This window comes from Bradyrhizobium lablabi, from assembly GCF_018129385.1.
In the GTDB taxonomy this organism is placed as follows: Bacteria; Pseudomonadota; Alphaproteobacteria; order Rhizobiales; family Xanthobacteraceae; genus Bradyrhizobium; species Bradyrhizobium lablabi_C.
This window is the reverse complement of sequence record NZ_JAFCLN010000007.1, coordinates 194,667-216,439: the sequence shown is the minus strand read 5'-3', so window position 1 is coordinate 216,439 and position 21,773 is coordinate 194,667. Positions and strand designations below refer to the sequence as shown.

Annotated in this window: 19 protein-coding genes and 1 pseudogene; 18 read left to right on the top strand and 2 right to left on the bottom strand. The window is 60.9% G+C overall.

The window, feature by feature from the left end; all coding sequences use genetic code 11:
- Positions 1-65 precede the first annotated feature (65 nt).
- The 10 genes and pseudogenes from JQ628_RS16645 (at position 66) to JQ628_RS16600 (ending at position 10,191) form a co-directional block, all read left to right on the top strand.
- A complete protein-coding gene (locus tag JQ628_RS16645) occupies positions 66-1,430 on the top strand; it encodes an FAD-dependent oxidoreductase (RefSeq protein ID WP_212223801.1) in 1,365 nt (454 codons plus the stop codon).
- A gap of 75 nt (positions 1,431-1,505) precedes the next feature.
- Positions 1,506-1,601, top strand: a pseudogene (locus JQ628_RS34955) (twin-arginine translocation signal domain-containing protein); the annotation flags it as partial.
- Positions 1,602-1,643: 42 nt separating this feature from the next.
- The gene (locus JQ628_RS16635; protein WP_212223918.1) at positions 1,644-3,128 is read left to right on the top strand and encodes an ABC transporter substrate-binding protein; all 1,485 of its coding nucleotides are present in this window, start codon (positions 1,644-1,646) and stop codon (positions 3,126-3,128) included.
- Positions 3,129-3,186: 58 nt separating this feature from the next.
- Entirely contained in the window at positions 3,187-4,044 is an 858-nt protein-coding gene (locus tag JQ628_RS16630) for a carbohydrate ABC transporter permease (RefSeq protein ID WP_349628072.1), read from the top strand.
- A complete protein-coding gene (locus JQ628_RS16625; protein ID WP_212223799.1) occupies positions 4,041-5,009 on the top strand; it encodes a carbohydrate ABC transporter permease in 969 nt (322 codons plus the stop codon). The genes JQ628_RS16630 and JQ628_RS16625 overlap by 4 nt, the downstream gene beginning before the upstream one ends.
- 4 nt (positions 5,010-5,013) lie before the next feature.
- A complete protein-coding gene (locus tag JQ628_RS16620; RefSeq protein ID WP_212223797.1) occupies positions 5,014-6,123 on the top strand; it encodes an ABC transporter ATP-binding protein in 1,110 nt (369 codons plus the stop codon).
- Complete coding sequence (locus JQ628_RS16615) at positions 6,120-7,190, top strand: ABC transporter ATP-binding protein (protein WP_212223795.1); 1,071 nt, start codon at positions 6,120-6,122, stop codon at positions 7,188-7,190. The genes JQ628_RS16620 and JQ628_RS16615 overlap by 4 nt, the downstream gene beginning before the upstream one ends.
- A complete protein-coding gene (locus tag JQ628_RS16610; protein WP_212223793.1) occupies positions 7,187-7,651 on the top strand; it encodes a nuclear transport factor 2 family protein in 465 nt (154 codons plus the stop codon). The genes JQ628_RS16615 and JQ628_RS16610 overlap by 4 nt, the downstream gene beginning before the upstream one ends.
- Positions 7,652-7,693: 42 nt before the next feature.
- Positions 7,694-9,880, top strand: coding sequence for a molybdopterin-containing oxidoreductase family protein (locus JQ628_RS16605; protein WP_212223791.1), 2,187 nt, complete (start codon positions 7,694-7,696; stop codon positions 9,878-9,880).
- On the top strand, positions 9,880-10,191 hold the full coding sequence (locus JQ628_RS16600) for a ferredoxin family protein (protein ID WP_212223790.1): 312 nt from the start codon (positions 9,880-9,882) through the stop codon (positions 10,189-10,191). The genes JQ628_RS16605 and JQ628_RS16600 overlap by 1 nt, the downstream gene beginning before the upstream one ends.
- A 766-nt stretch (positions 10,192-10,957) precedes the next feature.
- Here JQ628_RS16600 and JQ628_RS16595 read toward each other — a convergent pair.
- Positions 10,958-11,539, bottom strand: coding sequence for a DUF488 domain-containing protein (locus JQ628_RS16595; protein ID WP_212223788.1), 582 nt, complete (start codon positions 11,537-11,539; stop codon positions 10,958-10,960).
- 179 nt (positions 11,540-11,718) lie between these two features.
- Positions 11,719-12,678 (bottom strand): LysR family transcriptional regulator, encoded by a 960-nt coding sequence (locus tag JQ628_RS16590; RefSeq protein ID WP_212223786.1) that lies wholly within the window; start codon positions 12,676-12,678, stop codon positions 11,719-11,721.
- A 217-nt stretch (positions 12,679-12,895) separates the two neighbouring features.
- Between JQ628_RS16590 and JQ628_RS16585 the strand changes: the two genes are divergently transcribed.
- From JQ628_RS16585 to JQ628_RS16550, 8 genes are read left to right on the top strand one after another with little or no spacing between them, the layout of a single operon-like run.
- Positions 12,896-14,260 (top strand): aromatic ring-hydroxylating dioxygenase subunit alpha, encoded by a 1,365-nt coding sequence (locus JQ628_RS16585; RefSeq protein WP_212223785.1) that lies wholly within the window; start codon positions 12,896-12,898, stop codon positions 14,258-14,260.
- A gap of 22 nt (positions 14,261-14,282) precedes the next feature.
- Positions 14,283-14,897 (top strand): hypothetical protein, encoded by a 615-nt coding sequence (locus tag JQ628_RS16580; protein WP_212223784.1) that lies wholly within the window; start codon positions 14,283-14,285, stop codon positions 14,895-14,897.
- A 14-nt stretch (positions 14,898-14,911) separates the two neighbouring features.
- The gene (locus JQ628_RS16575) at positions 14,912-15,781 is read left to right on the top strand and encodes a branched-chain amino acid ABC transporter permease (protein ID WP_212223783.1); all 870 of its coding nucleotides are present in this window, start codon (positions 14,912-14,914) and stop codon (positions 15,779-15,781) included.
- The gene (locus tag JQ628_RS16570; RefSeq protein WP_212223782.1) at positions 15,778-16,728 is read left to right on the top strand and encodes a branched-chain amino acid ABC transporter permease; all 951 of its coding nucleotides are present in this window, start codon (positions 15,778-15,780) and stop codon (positions 16,726-16,728) included. Before JQ628_RS16575 ends, JQ628_RS16570 begins: the two co-directional genes overlap by 4 nt.
- Entirely contained in the window at positions 16,725-18,335 is a 1,611-nt protein-coding gene (locus JQ628_RS16565) for an ATP-binding cassette domain-containing protein (protein ID WP_212223781.1), read from the top strand. The genes JQ628_RS16570 and JQ628_RS16565 overlap by 4 nt, the downstream gene beginning before the upstream one ends.
- 10 nt (positions 18,336-18,345) lie before the next feature.
- On the top strand, positions 18,346-19,563 hold the full coding sequence (locus JQ628_RS16560; protein WP_212223780.1) for a DUF1116 domain-containing protein: 1,218 nt from the start codon (positions 18,346-18,348) through the stop codon (positions 19,561-19,563).
- Between the two features lie 2 nt (positions 19,564-19,565).
- Complete coding sequence (locus tag JQ628_RS16555) at positions 19,566-20,702, top strand: ABC transporter substrate-binding protein (RefSeq protein ID WP_249127971.1); 1,137 nt, start codon at positions 19,566-19,568, stop codon at positions 20,700-20,702.
- Entirely contained in the window at positions 20,677-21,744 is a 1,068-nt protein-coding gene (locus JQ628_RS16550; protein ID WP_349628071.1) for a 2Fe-2S iron-sulfur cluster binding domain-containing protein, read from the top strand. The genes JQ628_RS16555 and JQ628_RS16550 overlap by 26 nt, the downstream gene beginning before the upstream one ends.
- The last annotated feature ends 29 nt before the right edge of the window (positions 21,745-21,773 follow it).

Sequence of the window (21,773 nt, the reverse complement as noted above, 5' to 3'; positions counted from 1 at the left end):
GCGCGGCGGGAGGTCCAATTCGGTCGGCCCGGCGCGAGGGACAACAAGCGTCGAGCTTCTGCGCCATGGTCTTCAATATTGCCATCGTTGGGAGCGGCCCCGCCGGGTTCTACGCCGCAGAAGCACTGCTACGCTCCGATCGGCCGGTTCGTATCGATATGTTCGACCGGTTGCCCGTGCCTTTCGGGCTTGTCCGTCACGGGGTCGCGCCTGACCATCAGAAGCTGAAGGCGGTCACGGCGATCTTCGAGCAGATCGCCGACAACGCCAATTTCTCGTTCGTCGGCAACCTGGATATCGGACGGGAAGTGCCGGTATCGCAGCTTCAGGCGGCTTACCACGGCGTGATTCTCGCCACCGGAGCGATCGCCGATCGTCCGCTCGACATTGTCGGCGAAGACTTGCCGGGAAGCGTCTCGGCGACCGAACTCGTCGGCTGGTACAACGGCCATCCGGATTTCCGGGACAAGATCTTCGATTTCTCGCATCCGGCGGCGATCGTGATCGGAAACGGCAACGTCGCCCTGGACGTATGCCGAATCCTCGCGAAAAGCGTCGATGAGCTCAAGCGCAGCGATATCTGCGAGCATGCGCTGGATGCGCTTGCCGAAAGCAGGATCACGGACGTTTTCGTTATAGGTCGGCGGGGACCGGCGCAGGCCAAGTTCACAGCGAAGGAACTCCGTGAGTTCGGCGAGCTTCAAGACGCGCAGCCGGTCGTCGATCCAGCCGATCTGCAGCTTGACGCCGCCTCGAACGATGAAATCGAATGCTCGGCTTCCGCCGCGAAGAATCTCGAAATCCTGCGAGTATTCGCAAGCCGTCAGGGGAGCGCGCTCAAGCGGAAGCGGATACATTTCCGTTTCTCGCTCGCACCAGCTTCGATCGAGGGGACCGGGGCGGTCGAGCGCGTCAAGTTCGAGAAATTGAACCTCTCCGGACCGGCAGGCAGCCAGAAGGGGACGCCAACTGGCGAGTATGTACGCATACCGGCAGGCCTCATCGTTCGCAGCGTCGGCTATCGCGGCCTGTCGATTCCGGGTGTGCCCTTCGACGAACGCTCGGCGACGATTGTGCAGCGGGAAGGGCGGGTTGTCGCCAGCGATGGCAAAACCGTTCGGGGATTGTACGTCGCAGGGTGGATCAAGCGTGGACCGAGCGGAATCATCGGAACCAACCGCGCGTGCGCTATCGAAACGGTCGAATCGATCTTGGCGGACTTGAAGAAGACGAGCTTCGGCGCGCTGGACTTCCAACGTGACCGGTTTCGTAGCGCGCTTCACGGACAATCACGCAAGCTGATCGACTTCCCGGGGTGGCGCAGGATCGACGCGCTGGAGCGGGCGGCTGGCGCAGCCAAAGCCAAGCCGCGCGAAAAACTGACGAGGGTCCCTGCAATGCTGAAAGCTTCGGAGCAAACGCTCGTTTGAAGCCACAGTCGAACTATCGCGAAGTCTGGACAACGGCAACGTGGCACAGCCACAGGCCAAGGGGAGCTGAATCAAATGTCAATTGAGAAGCTGAATTCGACTCGCCGGGAGTTCTTGAAAACGTCAACGGGAGCAATTGCCGCGGCTGCGCTGGGCGGCGGTGGCGGCCCTCTTGTTTCCCTGCCGCTTCAAGCGGCCGAGTACGCGCCGGGCATGACGGGCGGCCCACTGGGCTTCGACGGTGCTGAACGCTTCCAGTACAACAGCAGCATGTCGGAAGGCCGCGCGATCGACGGCATCAAGGCGTTGAAGGCGGCAGGAAAAGCGCCGAAAAAGCTGACGGTCCTGTTGCTCGACGGCACTATCGACCAGATACGGAAGCCGTTCCGCGAGGGCGCGATGTCGCCGCTGGACGTGTGGATGCGCGAGACGGGTATCGAGATCGAGATGATCGGCGGAACTCCGGACGATATTTTCAAGAAGGTGATGCAGGACGTCACGACCGGCGACGGTGCGTTCGATGTCTATACCGGACCCTGGAATTCGACGGGCGATCTTGTCGCATCAGGCGGCGCGATCGATTGCTCCGACTTCGTGAAGAAGTACAAGCCGGATTGGAACGATCGAGAGCGCGGCGTGACGGACGATGCGTTCGAAAAGCTGCTCTATACCTACAACAACAAAAACTACATGATCGGCCTCGATGGCGATACGCTGGTTTGGTACTACTTACGGAACCTCTATGAGAAGCCCGAGGTCAAGGAAGCCTTCCTGAAGGAGGCCGGGCGTCCTATCGACGTGCCGAATACCTGGGAAGAGGTCGACGCGATCTCGAAATTCTTCACCGGCAAGGATTTCGGCAACGGCAAGATGTACGGCAACGGCTGTCTGATGAGCCGGTTCTGGGGGCTTCCGACGTTCTATATGCGCTTCGCGTCGATGGCGTTCCCGAACTACTACTTCTTCAATGACGAGGGCAATCCAAATCTCAATACCGACCTGGGCGTCCAGTGTGCGGAAGAGCACGTCCGCTCGTTCGAATGGTCGCCGCCCGATGCGTTGAATTTCACCTTCCTGGAAGGCTGGAATTCGCTCTGGAAGCTGCAGGTTCCGCAAATCTGCACATATACCGCGATCGCCAAGTACGGCGACGGGCTGAAGCCTGATGGTACCCCGAAGTCGAAAGCGACGGGCTTGATGGGGTCCCACAATCCGGTCGGCCGCCGGTTCGGCGACAAGATCAACCGCCGTGCCGTGATGTACTACAGCGTCACGGCTTGGATATCGCCGAAGTCGAAGAACGCAGAAGCTGCTTACCTGTTCCTGCAGTGGCTCAGCTCGACCCGAACGTTCACGCTGATCATGGCGAGCCCGACCGGATTCTTCGATCCGTTCCAGCAGGCAAACTTCAAGGAGCCGCTGGTCGCCGCGAACTATCAACCCTACGCGATGAAGACGATCCCGTACTCCATCGCACGATCGGTGCCGTCGCTCAATTTCGGCGGTCAAACCGCGATGGACAACGCGCTGGACGAAGAACTGCAGGCGGCGCTGACCAAGCAGAAGACGCCGCGCCAGGCGATGGATGCGGCACAAGGCAAGTGGGAGCAGATCATCCGTCGCCAGCGCGGCAAGGGCATCATCGAAGCGATCAAGGCGAGCCGTGCCACCTGGCCGATGGGTGGAGATCCGGCCTGACTTTGACGAAACCGGGCCAGACTCGCATCAGGCGGGTCCGGCGGAGAGGAGTTGAAACGTGCGGACACCGCTTCGAGCCCTGGTGATCAGATACGCCTTCGTCATTCTTGCGTGTGCGGTGGTGATCTATCCGCTGCTCTGGATGATCACCATGGCGTTCAAGCCGTTTCCCGAGTGGACCACCGGCACCGGCATGACGTGGTTTCCGAAGCAGCCGACGTTGCAGAATTTCGAGTTCGTCATCTTCGGGCACGCGCAGGGCCTGGTCGTCAGCCTTGATCGCGGTATCGTCGGGCCTTTGGCGGCGAGCCTGATCACGTCGATCTGCGGCACGGCGCTGGCCGTCGTGACCGGGACGTTATCCTCCTACGCGGTCGCGCGCTTCGGCATCATGTCGTTATTGCCGCTGTCCGTGCTGCAATTGCGGCTGTTTCCGCCGCTGGCGGTCATGATTCCGGTCATGGTGATGTGGGCCTTCATCGGCGCGGTCGACACGTGGTGGGGATTGTCGCTGATCTACGGGATCGTGACACTGCCGTTCGCGTTCTGGCTGATGAAGACGTTCTTCGACGAGGTTCCTGTCGAGATTGAAGATGCTGCGCGCGTCTCCGGTTGCTCCTACTGGCGGGTTTTCTATCGCATCACGCTGCCGATCGTGAAGCCGGGGCTCGCCACCTGCGCGCTGTTCGTATTCATCCTGAACTGGTCCGACTACCTACTGGCATTGCTGCTGACTCAAAAGAACTGGGTCACGCTGCCGATCTACATGTCCACCCTCACTTCGCCCATGGGCGGCCAGATGTACGGCATGAAAGCTGCACTGGGATTGATTGCGGCAATTCCGCCGGTGGTCTTCGGACTACTGATTCAGAAGCACCTCGTCCGAGGACTGACGTTCGGAGCGCTCAAGCAATGACCGACGCGACAGCCGAGACGATCACGGACACGCCCGCTGAGCCGGCGTCTGCGAAGGCAAACCGGCGCAGTCGCGGATATTGGGCGGGCGTTGCTCACGACAGCCGGAAGCTTGGCTTTTGGTTCGTCGCTCCCGCCGTACTCTTGCTATTGTTCATCGTCGTCTTTCCGCTGGCGATGCAGCTCTATCTCAGCCTCACCTGGTGGACGCCGCTCGATGGCGTTCGCTGGTATCGCGCCTATGAAAGCTTCAACAGCGGCGATAATTATGCGCGCTTGCTGACCGACGGCGCATTATGGGCAGCGTTGGGCAGGACTGTCTTGCTGATGGCGATCGCCGTTCCGGCGCAGTTCCTGCTTGGCCTTGGATTGGCGTATCTGTTCATGGAGCAGTTCGTCGGCCGCAAGTTCTTCTACTCCATTCTCCTGACTCCGATGATGATCGTGCCGGCAGTCGTCGGCCTGATCTTCTTCCTGCTGTTCCAGGGCACCGGCCCGGTAAACGACACGCTGAGATTGCCGACTAGCTTTGCGTGGTTGACGGACGTGCATCGCGCCATGCTTGCCGTGATCATCGCAGACACGTGGCAGTGGACGCCGTTGATGTTCCTGATCCTGCTTGCGGGAATGTTAGGAGTTCCGGCGGACCAGTTGACAGCAGGTCGCTTGCTGGGCGCATCCAACTGGCAGAATTTTTGCAAGATCGTTCTGCCGCGCATGAAGTCTGTCATTGCCATCGCTCTGGTACTTCGTTCGGTCGAATGTTTCAAGATTTTCGACGTCATCTTCGTCATGACCAAGGGTGGTCCAGGCGTCGAGACCGAAACCATCTCCTTGTTTCTATACAAGAAGACATTTGCCGATTTGGATTGGTCATATGTTGCCGCAATCGGCCTGACGATCCTGTTCTCGCTCAGTCTTATTGCCGCGCGTGGCCTGTCCTACGCAGCCAAGAGGAAGGGATGAGGCAGTGACATCCATTCAGATCAATAACGTCACCAAGCGCTTTGGCGAATTTGTCGCAGTCGACGATTTGACGCTCGACATAACCGAAGGCGAGTTTGTCGCGCTTCTGGGGCCGTCCGGCTGTGGCAAGACCACGACGATGAACATGATCGCCGGGTTGGAAGACCCCAGCGAAGGATCGATCTCGTTCGACGGCAGCGATCTGTCGGGAATGCGGTTGCAGGATCGCAACATCGGCTTCGTGTTCCAGAACTACGCCATATTTACCCACCTGACTGTCTACAAAAATCTGGCCTATGGCCTGGAAGTGCGACGTGTCGCGCGGTCCGAAGTCGACCGAAAGTCGCGGGCAATGGCCGAACGGATGGGGCTCTTCGATCGGTTGGACGAATCCGCCGGCAGGCTTTCCGTGAACGAGATGCAGAAACTGGCGATAGGGCGTTCCGCGATAGTGGAGCCCCGTGTTTTCCTGCTTGATGAACCGCTCTCGAACCTCGACGCAAGCTTTCGCGCCTATATGCGCGCGGAACTGAAAGTGCTCCAGCGAGAGTTCGGTCAGACCATGATCTACGTGACACATGATCAGATCGAAGCGATGAGCCTTGCCGACAAGATTGCGATTATCGACAAGGGGCGCTTGATGCAATACGGCGCTGCCCTCGAGGTCTACAACGACCCACGCAATCGTTTCGTCGCAAACTTCGTGGGTAGCCCGCGGATGAATTTGCTCGACGGTGACCTCAAGCATGAAGCCGGGCGCCTTAGGCTCGTGCTCGCGGGTGGAGCTGAAATCCCCTTGGCCGGGCAGGCAGCTGCCGATTTCGGCCAGGCGAAGTCGACGCAGAAGGGCTCGCTCGGCATTCGGCCGCAGCACATTTATGCGGGAGAGCGGCGCTCGGCCGACGACATGGAGATGAAGGGCCATGTCGAACAAATCGAGCGCGTCGGGCCGACACGGCTGGCCTATCTGCAGGTCCAGGAGACGCGGTTTCTGTCCGTCGATGAACAGGACCGGCTGAGGCCTGGCGACGAAATCGCCTTCTACCTGACTGCGGAGAAGAGCCTGGCATTCGACATGGCCACGGGCGACCGGCTCGGCGGGCGGCTGCAGTGAACGCGATCAGCATCCAAGGAGCGATCAAGAAGTATCCAAAATTTACGCTTGGTCCGATCGATTTGAGCGTGGAGCGGGGTGAGCTGTTTGGAATTCTGGGGCCGCCATCGGCGGGCAAGACCAGCATCTTGAAGCTCATCCTCGGCCTCGTGAAGCCGGACCGGGGCAAGGTCCTGATCGGCGGGGCCAACAGCGACGAGATGGAAGTTGCGGAGCGGCAGATTTCGATGGTGTTTCAGAATCTTGCCTTGTTTCCGCACATGAGCGGCCGTGAGAACATCGCGTTTCCGCTGACCGAACGAGGCGTCTCCAGCAAGGAGATCGCGGCGCGTCTTGATGCGGTGTCCGACGTTCTCCATGTCGGGCATATTCTTCACAAGAACCCCGCGCAGATGTCCGGCGGAGAACGGCAGCGCATCGCCCTGGGGCGGGCCTTGATCGCCGACAGCCGTGCGATCCTTCTGGATGAGCCGATCGCCGCGCTCGATGCCCGTTTGCGCGAGGAAATGCGCGTTGAGCTCAAGCGCCTTCAGCGAACGAACAACCAGACCTTCGTCTATGTTTCGCATGACGAAGAAGAGGTGATGGCGATAGCCGATCGGGTCGCCGTCGTGATCGATGGTCGTGTGGCCCAGGTCGGCGCCCCGGACGACGTCTATAACAAGCCGAATTCGCTGTCAGTCGCTCAAGTGATCGGATCTCCTCCGATGAACCTGTTTCAAGGTCGCTTTAGCGCGGATGGACGACATTTCGAATGCGGCGACATCGTCGTGGCCGTCGCCGGAATACGGGACGTTCCCGCCGGAGAGCAGGGAACGTTGGGGATACGTCCGGAGGATATCCATCGGGCGGGAGATCATGCGACGCGCCGCTTCCGTATCTCCGTCAATTCAATCGAGCCGCTTGGCGGCTACACGATCGTTAACGCGACGCTCGGCGGCCAGCTGATCAAGATCAGGGTTTCGGGTCAGCTCGACGGTCCTGACGACCACGGCGGATCGGTCGTGTTCGATGAGAGGCGGCTGCATCTGTTCGACAGCGAAGGAGATCGTCTCGGAATGGAATGACCGCCACGCGTGCGACCACCGATAAGAATCCATCAATTGTTCTTCGACCAAGCAAAAAGGAAACGCATATGCCCCAAGCCGCAACCGCTTCGAACGACGAAAAGCTCGTTCTCGACACGATCGCAACCTATCTGAAGGCCTTGCACAAGGCCGACAAGAGCCTTTTTCACGAGGCGTTTGCCGAAACAGCCAATGTTTCGCACTGCTCGATCGCCGACGAGAAGATTGCGGTGTCAACCCTGCCGATGTTCCTCGAACTGGTCGACGACCTGCACAAAAAGAACGGGCACGTAGAGGAATTTCACACCAATCCGATCGTGGCGATTACGGGGCCGGTTGCGAGCGTCCATGTGCCGTTTGTCCTGAAGCTGGGCTCCGACGAGTTCACGGGGACCGACGTGTTCGCTCTCGCCCGGATCGACGGCACGTGGAAGATCACGAGTAAACTTTATTCGATGTGACGTAGCGAGGAATCCAATCTCTCTAATCGATGGAGCGTGAAGATGAATCCCGAAAAGACGACGGTGAAGGGTGCGTGCCCGCAGGATTGCCCGGACACATGTGCGTTTATCTATACCGTTGAAAACGGACGCTTGATCGATGTTCAGGGAGATCCGAAGCATCCCGTAACGCAGGGACGTCTCTGCACCAAACTGAACGATTTCGCGAAGCACCACTACAATCCGGACCGTCTCATCTATCCGATGAAGCGGGTAGGGCCGAAAGGTGCCGGCGAGTTCGAGCGCATCAGCTGGGCGGAGGCGCTCGGCGAGATCAGAAATCGATGGGCCCGAATTATCGACGAGTTCGGGTCCAAGGCGATCATGCCGTGCAGCTACCTGGGACAAGAAGGGGTCCTCAACGGACTGACTGTCGGTGACGCCTTCTTCAACCGCCTCGGCTCGACGATCGCGGAAAAGACTTTCTGTGGCGTCGGCAGGGAAGTCGGAACGCATCTCACGATCGGTCCCTCCACGGGGGTCGATCCCGAAAGCCTGATTCACTCCCGGTATATCGTTCTGTGGGCGGTCAACACGCTCAGCACGGGCAATCACCATTGGCCGTTCATCGCGGAAGCAAAGCGACGGGGCGCAAAGATCGTCGCCATCGATCCCCTTCGCAGTAGGACAGCCACACAAGCAGACTGGCACATTCCGATTCGACCCGGAACCGATGCGGCGCTGGCGCTCGGCATGATGAATATCATCATTTCCGAGGGGCTGTTCGATCGTGACTACGTCGAGCGATACACCGTTGGGTTTGACGAGCTTGCGGCGCGCGCAGCCGAGTACCCTGTAGAGCTGGTTTCGGCGATCACTGGTATACCCGAGCAGGATATTCTCACTCTGTCTCGCGAATATGCCACGCAGGCTCCGGCGGTTATCCGGCTCGGGGTTGCGATCGAACGTAGCCGCAACGGTGGCCAGGCATCTCGTGCCATCAATTGCTTGCCGGCCCTCGTTGGCGCGTGGCGACATGTCGGCGGAGGCTACCTCGGTTTGACCCTCTCGGCCTTCGCCATGAAATGGGATGCCATGTGTCGGCCCGACTGGATCAAGGAAGATCCGCGCGTCCTGAATCTCAATAATCTCGGAAAGGTGTTGCTTGAAACGTCGGACCCGCCGATCAAATCGTTGATGGTCTATAACCACAATCCCCTCGTGCAGTCGCCGGACCAGGAGCGCATTAAAAAGGGTCTGCTTCGCGAGGATCTTTTCCTGGTCGTGAGCGATCTCTTCGTGACGGATACGGCCAAATATGCCGACATTATCTTGCCCGCGACGATGCAGGCGGAGCAAACCGATCTGATGTTTTCGTGGGGGCATTTCTACTGGACCTACAACAACAAGGCGATCGAGTCTCCCGGCGAAGCGGTGCCGAATACTCAACTATTCCGGCTTCTGGCGGAAACAATGGGATTCAACGAGCCGGAGTGGCGTCGAACCGATGAGGAGATGATCCGCGACTTCATTGATTGGGAGTCGCCGATGATGCAGGGGATTAGCTTCGAGGCCCTGCAGCAGAACGGCTACATGCGGACGGCAGTAGGTGACAAGGACGCTCGTGCCCCACACGCCGAGGGTAATTTCCCAACGCCCTCGGGAAAATGCGAGTTCAAGTCAAGCCTGGCGGAGCAGGGCGACTTCGTTCCGTCGCCGTTCAGGGCGGGCTACGAGGCCATGCAGGACGGCAGCTATATCGATCCGCTGCCGACTTACATCCCGCCATTTGAGTCGCGGGACAGCGCGCCTCAGATCGCGGCGAAATACCCGCTCAACATCATCAGTCCCAAGGCGCACGGCTTCCTGAATTCGCAGTACGCGAACGAGATCAAGCAACGAAAGCGGCAGGGCGATCCCATCCTGATCATCCACCCGGAGGACGCCCGGCCGCGTGGAATCGGCAACGGCGACACCGTCAAGGTGTTCAACGACCGAGGTGCGTTCATCGGTGCGGCGATCCTATCAACCGACACGATACGGGGCGTGGTCGCGAGCTATCTGGGGCATTGGGGAACGGACTCGCGGGCCAAGAGCGCCGTCAATTCGATCAGTTCCGACCGGGCTGCCAACATGGGGCGCGCTCCAACATTCTCCGATAACCTCGTCGAGGTCGCCAAGGTCGATAGTGAAGCGATCGAGGCTCTCTCGATGGGTGCTCGTCGCGCCGCAATCGCGGAGCACGCTTGATGCCGCACGTCGTTACCGAGAATTGCACCGGGTGCCGGTTCACGGATTGCGTGACCGTATGTCCGGTCTCCTGTTTCCATGGAGACGACGACCGGGTCTATATTGACCCGGTCGCGTGCATCGATTGCGGTGCCTGTGTGCCGCTCTGTCCTGTCGCAGCGATTTCCGAGGATCTTAATCTCACGGACGATCGGCTCGAGTGGATCGAGATCAACGCGGATAAAGCCTCGGCGCTACCTGTGGTTAGGGAAAAACAGGCGCCGTTTCCCGGTGCCGAAGCGCGGCGCGCTTCCGTTGCCGGGAGGGCTTGACGCCTCAATATATAACCGACATTGACCGGCCTATTTGCATCCGCCTCTGCGGACATCGCCGATCTGCACGTTCCGCCCGCAGGTTCTCAACCCTCGACGCTGTTCCGATCACAGAAAAGCAAGCCGCTGCTTGCACTCACGTTGCGAAAATGCCGCCGAATCTACGATCGCGTGGAGAGATCGTGGGCGGATCGAAGCCGGAGAAGTACCTCGTGGACCGCCGAAGCACCATGTGAGAGTAACGAAGCAAGCATTTCTGATGCGGTAGCGAACAAGCTTCGAAATGAAAAACAGCTAAGCCATTGATTTACTGGTCGGCCCGGCAGGACTCGAACCTGCAACCAGACCGTTATGGGCGGGAGATAGCGGTCAGTTTCGTTGATTTTCCAGCGATTTCGTTCGAGTTCGATTGCTCTTGTTGTGTTTCGATGACGTCGTTTCTGGTGCGAAACTGGTGCGGTCACGACCGTGCCTGGCGCGACATCGTGGTTGTGCCCGAACGGCTTCAACCCGACGAATTCAAGAACAGCCGGCAGGCCAGCGACGCACTCATGGCGTTTGAGGTCGAGAAAAATTTACACCGCTCCGACCAATTGTCCCGAGGGAGCCATCGTGATCGAGGACATCACCTGGCTTCCTTCGGCGGCGCCCCAGCTTCGCAGCGGAACGTTGGACAAAAAAGGAAAGCCCGACGGGACAGAACGGCGGCGGGCGCCGGTTTTGTCAGAAGCCCGCGGTTAGCACTAAAGTTCCATGAGCCTCTTTTTCAGACGTCCAGCCGAAGCTGGGCAGGATTTGCGCGATAGTGGATAGTGTTCTTGTCCAGCAACCGGGCGAAGGCAGTAAGCCTTCCATCCTCGTGGATTTCCGCGTCAACCAAATGTGTGACCTGATGGCCATTCGCCATAAGATAGTCGGAAATGATTTGTCGATGGCAATCTCTCCATGATTTTTCTGCGCACATCAACGCGCTTCGAGGCCGAAGGGACTGCCGAAAAGCGGTAAGTGCGGCCTGGAATGTTTCTGTCATGGCATAGTCGGCGTAATTTCGCAGGAACCCCGAAGGCCAACCATCATTCGGGCTTTGACATTGAGTGCCGCGGGACTCGCGGTAGCCGCCAAGCTCAGGAAGATGACGATAGGCGACGCCGATCGAGGCAAGTTCGTCTCTTAGCGGTCCAATATTGAAGTGAGGGTGCCGGCGCGACATCGGAAATCGGCGCACGTCGATTAGTGTCTGGATTTCAGCGGAACGCAGAACCTCGACAAACTCGGGCAGCGACCTGTTGGAATGGCCGACAGTAAGGATTTTTTCCGCAAGTACGGCTGGATTTGTTGGCGTGCTCAAGATCGATGTACCCGGTGTTTTGCCTTGCCGATGGAACGGAACGCCTGAGAGTCCGCGCAAGGGTGTAAGTAGAAATCCTTCGTTCGGACTCGAACCGCTCGATATCCCAGTTGGAGAACCGGCAACGACCTTCGGTTAGATGGCCTTCGCCGACAACCGAGCCGTCTCGCGCTTGCGATTCACGTCGCTGAGATCTGAAGCTTCTGGACGGCAGCGCTCACGGACTTGAACAACTCATCGACAAGTCGAGGTGCCCGGAAGCGGTAGAGTCTGCCGAGCACCAGATTTTGTGGACGATCGACATCAGCCAGAGGGCGCGAAACCAGCTTGCCGTGCCCATCCACATTATAAGGTGGAACAAAGTTCAAGAGCGCGTATCCAAAGCCATTCGCAACAAGGCTCCGAACCATTTCGAAGGACTCGGTCCTGTGGGCGATCGTTGGGCTCAACCCTTTGCCACCGAACAGGGAAAGAAAATAATCGCGCGTCCGCGGCTGATCGAGAAGTATCATCGGCTCGTCAACCAGGTCCTTCAGTGAGCATGTCTGGCTGTTTGCAAGGGGATGGGACGACGGCAGTACCACTTGCACCGGCATCGATCGCAATGGGGCCACGTGAAGCGTCGTCGGAATGTCGTAGTCGTAGACGATGATGAGATCGAACCCGCCGCCGTGCAGCGCATCCAATAGCGCCTCGTGCTTGTCCTCTCGCCAACGCAATTGGATCTCGGGGTACTTTTCCGCCACCTCCTTCAGGACCAGCGGGATGAGATACGGAGCGATGGTAGCGAGACAGCCGATGTTGAGTCGTCCAACTGCCTTGTAGGGACCTCGTTGTGCGACCGATTCGATCTCGCGCGCATGAAGGAGGATGTTGCGGGCGTGGGCAGCAAGGTCCTGACCCGCCGAGGTCAGCACCAACCCTCGCGCATGTCGACGGACGAAAAGCTGGAGCTGGAGAAACTCCTCCATCTGGGCGATCGCGGTTGAGATCGACGCAGACGACACATTGAGCGTTTCTGCGGCCCGCAACACGCTCTCGTTGTTGGCGGTCGCAAGAAAGTAGGTGAGTTGCCGTAGCGAGAGCTTCGGAACGGTCTCTCCCACTTCGAGCTTGTCCTGGTTCTTGTCGGGACTCACGTCGTTCCTTTTCGCGAGATGGTCGCGTTTGAATTGCCCATCATTCGCGCAAAAAGCTGCAACTCCTTTCAGCAATTCCGGTCGATCTGTGAGCAGTTCAAAAAAACCAAACTAAACCAGCAACTAATTATTATTGGCAGAACCAGGACCGGAAGCAATAGTCGAACAAGGAGAATTTGACGCGGCGCATTGACGCCAGAAGGGCAGGGAGCCGGCGATGGTTGCTCAGAAGCAATTCCTCACCACCGCGTATGGCGGGTATCTCAAGCAGGAGATACCGGCCGAGAATGCGGAGCTGACCCATGTCGAGAAGGGTTCACCGGGCGGAGACCTGCTGAGACGCTACTGGCAACCGATCGCATTGACGTCTGAACTCGGTGAAGTGCCGCTTGGGTTCCGGATGTTTGGCGAGGATCTCGTGGTCTTCCGCACCACCAAGGGCGAGTACGGTATCCTCGATCGCCACTGTAGCCACCGCGGCACCTCGCTCGAATTCGGCTTGCCGACGGGGGAGGGGCTGCGCTGCTGCTATCACGGCTGGCTGTTCGGTGTGGACGGGCGCGTACTTGAGACGCCCGGCGATCCACCGGGAAGCGCATTGAAGGACCGCCTGTTTCACGGTGCCTATCCTTGCAAGGAATATAAGGGCCTGATCTTCGGCTATTTCGGCCCGCCCGCGAGCATTCCCGAATTCCCGATCTACGACAGCTACGAATATCCGGACGATAAGCTCGTTCCATACTGCATCACCTATCCCTGCAACTGGCTCCAGGTGCAGGAAAACGTCATGGATCCCGCGCATGCGGTGTTCCTGCACACGCGCGTGACCTTCTCGCATTTCTCCGACACTTGGGGCGAACTGCCGGTGATGGATTTCGTCGAAACGCCCACGGGCATGATCTACGTCACGACTCGTCGCTGGAAGGACAAGGTCTGGGTTCGTTCCAACGACATCATTATGCCGAACCTTGCTCAGGTCGGGCACATCTGGGAGGACGGCCAGGATACCAAGCAGTTTGCGCGCGTCGGCATCACGCGCTGGACGACGCCGATCGACAACACAACCTGCAAGGTGATCGGATGGCGCCACTTCCATGCCGAGGTCAATCCGCGCGGCATTGGCAAGGAAGAAGAGTGTGGCCTGGAGAAGGTCGACTTCTACGGGCAGGGCGTTGGCCAGTCATTCGAAGAACGCCAGCGGTTGCCCGGCGACTACGACGCCATCGTTTCGCAGCGCCCCATCGCACGGCATGCCCTGGAGCACCTAACCTATTGCGACAAGGGCGTGGTGATGCTGCGCAAGCTGTTGCGCCGGGATATCCGCAAGCTCGCCGCAGGCGAGGAGGTCCCGGCCTCGACGCTTCGCTCGGGCGGCCTGATCCCGACCTACTGCCACGATACCGTGCTCGCGATCCCGCCGATCACCGGTATCGACGACCTGGAATTGCAGGAAGAGGTCGGTCGGCGCGTCACCGAGATCGTCGTCGAAGGCAGCCACCACACCTCCGACGATAGGCTCGCGACCGTGCGCAATATGCTGGGCGAGTATGAGCGCACGGTCGTGTCGCAAGCCGCGGCCTGACCAGAGACAAGGAGAAGTCGCTGTGGCGAACAGGAGTCCTATCCATCCCGGCCCGGTCGCCTGGACCGGCGAGAATCCCGGCATCTATCTGAAGGACACTCAGGACGGTCCCTGGACCGGCCTGATGTGCTTCTTCCGCATCTTCTATTCCAGCCATGGCATGGGCAGCGGCATTGTCGTGCTCGACAAGCCCGGTGTCGCGCAGGGCTTTCCCAATGTCGCCAATTTCTGCATCAGCGACAACGAGCCCCTGGCGCGGTATCTGATCGCGGAGTTCTTCTCGACATTCGCTTCCTTCCGCGTCTCTCCGGGCATCCAGGCCGTCACCCATCTGCCTTTGACCGAGTGCCGCCGCGAGGGCAGCACGCTATCGACCTACTCGGAGATTGTGCGCGCCAGAGACGTCGAGGTCGTCGCAACCTGGAAGAATCTCGGCACTCCCTATGCGGTCGACATGCCGGCCGATAACGGGCCGACCAAGATCCACCAGATGTACAGCCTGTTCCTCGATGCGGGAGACGGCTCGGTCACGCTCAATGGTCGGCCGCTGTCGGGCAAGGTCGTGCAACGCGACTTTGCGGGCACGCGCAAGAGCACGGCATTCCTGGCGTTTTCCGAATCCTGGATGCAGGTCTAGCGAAAGGGGGCCCGATGTCCGACGCATTGCAGTTTCTCATCAGTGGACTGGTCGTCGGCAGCATCTACGGGCTGATCGGCGTCGGCTTCACTTGCATTTATAATGTCACCGGCATCGTCAATTTCGCGCAGGGCGATTTCGCGATGGTTGGCGCGATGAGCGCCATCGCGATCCAGAGCGCGGGCGCGCCGATGTGGCTCGCCATTATCCTTGCGATCCTGATCACCTGCGTCGTTGCGGTGCTGATCGAGCGCAGCGCCGTCCAGCCGGTGCGCGGCGACGTCATGCGCGGCATTATCGTGACGATCGGTGTCGGCGTCGTTCTGCAGGGCGTAGCCGCCATCATCTGGGGTACGGACGCGCAGCCGCTGCCGGCCTTCTCCGGTGAAAAGCTTCTCCATATGTTCGGCGCCACCGTGATGCCGCAGTCATTGTGGGTGCTGGGCACGGCTGCGGTAGCCATGGTCGCGCTCGACCTGCTGTTCCGCAGGACATACCTCGGCCAGATGTTTCGCGCCTGCGCGATGAATCCGTTCGCCGCGCGGCTCGTCGGCATGAAGGTCGAGACCATGAGCCTCGTCGGCTTCGTGATGTCCGGCGCGCTTGGGGCTATCGCAGGTATCGTTGTGGCGCCGATCGCGCTCACGCAGTACGACACGGGATTGCAGCTCGGGATCAAGGGATTCGTCGCCTGCATCGTCGGCGGCTTCGGCGGTCCAATCGGCGCTGCGCTAGGCGGAATCGTGCTCGGCGTGCTCGAGGCGTTCTCCGCAGGCTATGTTAGCTCGGGATACAAGAATGCGATCGCCTTTGCGCTGCTGCTCGGCTTCCTGTTATTCCGGCCAGGCGGGCTGCTCGGCGAATACGAACGGGTGCGCGCATGACAAGCTGGCGCATCCCGGCTCTGATTGCGCTGCTCGTACTCTGCGCGGCCTCCCGCAGCGGCTACCTTGTCAGCCTTCTCGTTGTGATCGGCCTGCAGGCTCTGCCGGCGATCGGGCTCGCTCTGATTGCGGGCTATACCGGTCAGATCTCGCTCGGACATGCCGCCTTCTACGGGCTCGGCGCCTATGGCGCGGCGTTGATTGGCAAATGGTTCGGCGTTCCCGCCTGGCTCGATGTCATCCTCGCAACGTCGCTGGTGGCCGTCATCGCCTGGGCGATCGGCTGGCTCGTCTTCCGCCTCAAGGGCCATTACCTCGCGATGGCGACATTGGCGTTCGGGATCATCGTGCAGGTCGGATTCGTCGAACTGCACGATGTGACGGGCGGCCCGAACGGGCTCACGGGAATCCCGCCGCTGGCGTTGTTCGGCTATACGCTCAATGGCGACTTCGTCTTCCTGCCGGCAGTCTGGGTGGTGACGATCATTGCGATCGTCTGCGCCGAGAACCTGATCGCTTCGCCGACGGGACTCGCGATGCGGGCCATCTCCGAGAATGAACGCGTCGCGGGCTCGGTCGGCAACAACGTGCAGTCGATCAAGCGTCTGATCATGATGGTGAGCGGGCTCTGTTGCGCACTCGGCGGCAGCCTCTACGCCCATTATGTAGGCTACCTCAGCCCCGGGCCGTTCGATGTCGGCTTTTCGGTGAAGCTGCTCCTGATGGTTGCGATCGGCGGCTTCGCCGACGTCTGGGGCGTGCTGTTTGGCGTCATCTTCATCACGCTGCTTGGCGAACTCCTGAAGCCGCTCGGCGCCTACGATGTCGTCGCCTATGGCGTGCTGCTGGTGGTCAGCGTGATCTATTGCCCGAACGGGTTGTTGCACGGCCTGTCAGCGCTGCTCGGGCGCGGTCTGCGGATCGTGAATGTAGGGCGTGCGCCGTGACCGAGCCCCTCCTGACGGTGGATGGCGCGTCCGTCCGATTCGGTGCCTTCAAGGCGCTGACCGATGTCGGCTTCAGCATTCAGCCGAATGAGTTGGTGGCGCTGATTGGCCCGAACGGCGCCGGCAAGACCACGCTGCTCAATGTCTTGTCGGGAGAGATCACCCCGCAGGGCGGAACCGTCCATTTCAGCGGCCGCAACATCACCGGCAACGCCCCGCACCGCATTGTGGCGGATGGACTGGTGCGCACATTCCAGGCTGCGGAACCCTTCCAGCGCCTGACCGTGCGCGAGAACGTCATGATCGGCGGTGTGTCTCATCATCAGCTTGGCCTGCTGCCGTCGCTGTTAGGGCGGGGCCGCGCGCTGCTCGACCACGGCGTGCTTCGTGCCGAGGCCGATCAGCATCTCGCAACTGTCAGGCTGGCCGAGCTAGCCGGTCAACCGGCATCAGTGCTGACGGCCGGCCAACGCCGCCTGCTCAGCATCGCACGGGCGCTGGCATCCGGCGCACAGATGCTGGTGCTGGACGAGCCCGGCGCAGGGCTAAATGACATCGAGAAGCGTGTGCTCGGCGATATCATCCTGGCGCTCTCCGCCTCGGGCAAGACGATCCTGTTCATCGACCACGACATGCCGCTGGTGAGCCGGATCGCGCGCCGCATCCTCGTGCTGGACCAAGGGCGTATCATCGCGGACGGCGAGCCCGCTGCGGTCAGGAGCAATCCGCGCGTGCTCGAGGCCTATCTCGGCCAGCGCGGCGTCGTACCGGCCAGGACAGCGCCATCCCGGGCTGTGGCCGCAAAGCCGTTGCTCGACGTCTCCAATCTCAGCGTCAGCTATGGCGGATTGGCAGCGCTTGACGGCGTCTCGCTTGGCGTCGGGCAGGGCGAGATCGTCGCACTGGTCGGAGCCAACGGTGCCGGCAAGAGCAGTCTGCTTCGCGCGATTGCGGGGGTCGAGGCGTCCCGTGCCGACCGCATGACGTTCGACGATGTCGACCTGCGCGGCGAATCCGCAGATCGTGCGGTGGCGCGCGGGATCAACCTGGTGCCGGAGGGGCGCGCATTGTTCTCGTCCCTGACCGTGCTGCAGAACCTCGCCGCCGGACGTTACGCCCGCCGGCGCGCCGAAGGATTCCGGCATGTGATGTGGCGTAGCGCGACCGAGCGGCGGATTTTCGCGGAGCGGCTTGAGGCTGTCTATCAGCTTTTTCCCGTGCTCAAGGAGCGTGCCGGGCAGCTTGCAGGCACGCTGAGTGGCGGCCAGCAGCAAATGCTGGCAATCGGCCGCGCGCTGATGGGCGAACCGCGCCTGCTGATGCTCGACGAGCCATCACTAGGTCTTGCGCCGCAGGTTCTCGCCGAAATCCTGCGTTGTGTAGAAAGGCTGCGCGACGACGGGCTGACCATCCTGCTCGTCGAGCAAAACGTGTCGGCGGCGCTTGGCATCGCCGATCGCGGCTATGTGCTTGCCAACGGCCGGGTCGCAGCGCAGGGCTCCGGACGCTCACTGCTCGAGGACACCCGTATCACCGAGGCCTATCTCGGATCAGGCGATCGGGAGCTGGAACGCGCAGCTCAAGGCGTCCGTGCGGTGGCGGTGTAAGGAGGTCGATGTGACGCAACATCTCGCAGCATCGACCTCCGGCGCGACCCAATCCGACCTTCATCCCGCCGACCGGGATGCGCTGCAGCGAATGCATGCGGTCCGCCCAGTCTGGCGCGGCGTCACGCTGGCGAGCGACGTCATTGCATTTCCCGGCCGCGCTATCCTGCACGCGGGACCGCCTGTCCGCCCCGGTGGGATCGCGCAGCCGCTCGTCAATAGCGCTGTGATGGCGATCTTGTATGAAGGCTGGGCCAGGGATGTGGATTCGGCGGCAGCGATGCTCGAGCGCGGCGACGTGAAGCTCCTGCCTGCACAGGACCACGGTGCGATGGTGCCGCTGGCCGCCGTGTTGTCACCCAACATGGCGGTTCAGATCGTCGCGGACGCCCAAGACCCGGACAACGTTGCCTTCAGCCCGCTCAACGGCGGCATGGCGCTCGCGCAGCGCCTTGGCCTGCGTGGCCAGCAGGTGTTGTCGCATCTGCGATGGATCAACGGCAATCTCGCCTCCACGCTGGAGATCATCGCTGACCGCGATGTTCCGCTGATCGATATTGCCGACGCGGCACTGACGGATGGAGACGACTGTCATTCGCGGACGGCCGCGGCGACGAGCCGGCTGGTACAGGTGCTCGCGCCGCGGCTCGGCGGCGACACGCCGGAGCGACGCTTCCTCGACAAGGCATCGGGCTTCTTCCTCAATCTCTGGATGGCTGCCGTCAAATGCATCGCGCGAGCGGGCGAGGGCGAGCACAGCAGCGTGATCACTGCGCTTGGCGGCAACGGCACAGAGGTTGGGCTGCAACTGGGTGGCCGGACCGGGCAATGGTTCGTGGCCCCGGCGACGCCACCCTCGGGTAGCCTGCTGTCCGGCTATCAGGAAGAAGACCGGCTCGGCGCCGTAGGCGACAGCGCGTTGGTCGATGCGATGGGCTTCGGCGCAATGACATCGGTGTCATTGCCCAGCGCCGGCTCGGTGCCGAGTGGACTTGCGGGCCTTCTGCCGATGCAGCACCCCGCGTTCGAGCAGAGCCGCGTCCGCCTCGGCATGCCGGCGCGAAGTATCTCCGAGCAGGGAGCTGCTCCCGACATCGTCCTTGGCATTCTCGATCGCAGCGGCAAAGGCGGCCGCATCGGCGGTGGCATCTATCGTCCGCCGCTCGACCTGTTCGCCACGGCGATCACGACGCTTGAGTTGAATCTGACCTTACGAAAGAGGGGGTGACCATGATCAAGTCCGTATTGGCTTCGCTGCTCGTGATGACGGCGATTTCGACTGCGCAGGCACAGGAGACCATCAAGATCGGCGGTCTTCTGGAGACGTCGGGGCCGATCGCTTCGCTCGGCCAGCCCGGTCTCGATGGCGCGATGCTCGCGGTCGAGCAGATCAACGCGAAGGGCGGTATCGGCGGAAAGAAGCTCGAACTGATCAACCTCAATACCGAAGGCGACAACACCAAGGCAGTGACGGCGGCCAAGCGGCTGCTGGAGCAGAACGAGGTGGTCGGGCTGGTCGGGCCGATGAACAGCGGCTCTTCTTACGCGATCATCGATACGGTGCAGAGGGCTTCGACCGCAATGATCTCAAACGGGGGCTCGCGCGGGATCGTGCTTCCGCCGCAGGACAAGAAGTGGATATTCCTGTCGCCCCTGACCGACGTCCTCGTCCAGAGCGTGATGATGGCCGATATGAAACAGCGTGGCGTCAAGAACGTCGCGCTACTGAACGCGGACTCCCCGTTTGGCACCAGCGGTCGCGAGCAACTGGAGAAGAACGCCGCCTCGTTCGGCATCACGATCGTGACGCAGCAGGCCTATGGCAATGACGACAAGGACATGACCCCACAGCTCACCAGGATCCGCAGCGCCAACCCCGATGCGGTCGTCGTCTGGGCGACCGGTCCGGGGCAGGCTATTGCAGTGAAGAACTACCGGCAGCTCGGCCTGACCGCGCCGCTCTATCTGTCGCACGCCGCTAACGACTTCAATTTCCTGCGGCTGGCTGGCGGGTCGGCCGAAGACATCCTGATCCCGTCATCGAAGATCTACGTGATCGATTCCTTGAAGGAAAACGATCCGCAGAAATCGCCGCTCTCGTCCTTCGTGCGCGACTATCAGGCCAAATATGGCAAGCCGCCGGCCACCTTCGCGGGCAACGCCTATGACGCGGTCAACATGCTTGCCGAGGCGATCCGCAAGAGCGGCACCGACCGCGCCAAGATCCGCGACGCCATCGAGGGCCTAAAAGAGTATGTCGGAGTGACCGCCGTCTACTCCTACGGACCGGACGATCACTTCGGCGCCAAGGCCGACAGCGTCGTTCTGCTCACGGTCAAGGATGGCAAGTTCGCACTCGCCCGTTAAGGCGCGCTCTTCGAGAGGAGCCGAATGCATGCCGACCGTAACGCTTAGCTTTGCCGATGGCGACCGTGCGGTGTTCGCCGCCAGGAGCGGAGAGACAATCCTCGCGGCGGCACGGCGCGCCGGCATCGCGCTAGCCTCCGATTGCGAAATCGGGGACTGCCAGACCTGCCGGTCGACCTGTCTTGCCGGCGAGATCGAGTACGACGAATTGTCCTCGATCTCGCTCAGCCCCGGCGAAGTGGAGGCAGGTGAAATTCTGCCCTGCGTCGCCGCGGCTGCGACCGATCTCGAGGTTCACCTTCCCTATGAACGCGGCAAGCTGATCGCGGCAAAGCCGTTCTCGATCAAGGTGGAGCGCATCGACCGCCTAAGCAGTTCCGTGGTCGGCATTTCCGCCCGGATGCTGGGATTGAGCGCGTTGAAGTTCCTGCCGGGGCAGTACGTTAATCTCCAGGTGCCCGGGACGTCGGAATGGCGGTCCTATTCGATGGCGAATGCGCCTGGCGAGCAGCGCGTGTTGGAGTTCTTCGTTCGGCTGCTGGATGACGGGATCATGTCGCGTTATCTGGCGGAGCGCGCGGCGCCCGGCGATGTCATTCAATGCCGGGGTCCACAAGGCACTTTCTATCTGCGCAGCGGCGAGCGACCGGTTCTGATGGTAGCGGGCGGCACGGGTGTCGCGCCCATGACGTCGATGTTGTCGCAGATGATCGCATCGAAGGAGTACAGGCCTGTCGCGCTCTGCTTTGGCGTTAACCGCACGGACGATTTGTTTCTCCTGGATCAACTCGCAAAGTTCCGACAGGTGCTCCCGAGCTTCGATTTTCGAATCGCCGTTGCGGAGGGGACCGGCAAGCCTGATCTGCATTGTGGGTTCGTAACGGATCTGATCGACGCCGAGAGCGCCGCAAACTCCGATGTGTATCTCTGTGGCCCCCCGGCGATGACCGAGCGGGCGCGGACGATCGTCACCGAGTTCGGTGCCCCCGCGTCGTCGATCTTCGCGGAGAAATTCATCGCGACAGCCGGAGGGGCCGTATAGGCCCGCCAATCGCGGTCAGACCCGGAGGT

Coding starts and splice junctions, on each gene's coding strand:
- JQ628_RS16570 (WP_212223782.1), top strand. CDS start 15,778: ATGACAAGCTGGCGCATCCCGGCTCTGATTGCGCTGCTCGTACTCTGC.
- JQ628_RS16605 (WP_212223791.1), top strand. CDS start 7,694: ATGAATCCCGAAAAGACGACGGTGAAGGGTGCGTGCCCGCAGGATTGC.
- JQ628_RS16635 (WP_212223918.1), top strand. CDS start 1,644: ATGACGGGCGGCCCACTGGGCTTCGACGGTGCTGAACGCTTCCAGTAC.
- JQ628_RS16600 (WP_212223790.1), top strand. CDS start 9,880: ATGCCGCACGTCGTTACCGAGAATTGCACCGGGTGCCGGTTCACGGAT.
- JQ628_RS16550 (WP_349628071.1), top strand. CDS start 20,677: ATGGCAAGTTCGCACTCGCCCGTTAAGGCGCGCTCTTCGAGAGGAGCC.
- JQ628_RS16555 (WP_249127971.1), top strand. CDS start 19,566: ATGATCAAGTCCGTATTGGCTTCGCTGCTCGTGATGACGGCGATTTCG.
- JQ628_RS16610 (WP_212223793.1), top strand. CDS start 7,187: ATGACCGCCACGCGTGCGACCACCGATAAGAATCCATCAATTGTTCTT.
- JQ628_RS16625 (WP_212223799.1), top strand. CDS start 4,041: ATGACCGACGCGACAGCCGAGACGATCACGGACACGCCCGCTGAGCCG.
- JQ628_RS16585 (WP_212223785.1), top strand. CDS start 12,896: ATGGTTGCTCAGAAGCAATTCCTCACCACCGCGTATGGCGGGTATCTC.
- JQ628_RS16645 (WP_212223801.1), top strand. CDS start 66: ATGGTCTTCAATATTGCCATCGTTGGGAGCGGCCCCGCCGGGTTCTAC.
- JQ628_RS16575 (WP_212223783.1), top strand. CDS start 14,912: ATGTCCGACGCATTGCAGTTTCTCATCAGTGGACTGGTCGTCGGCAGC.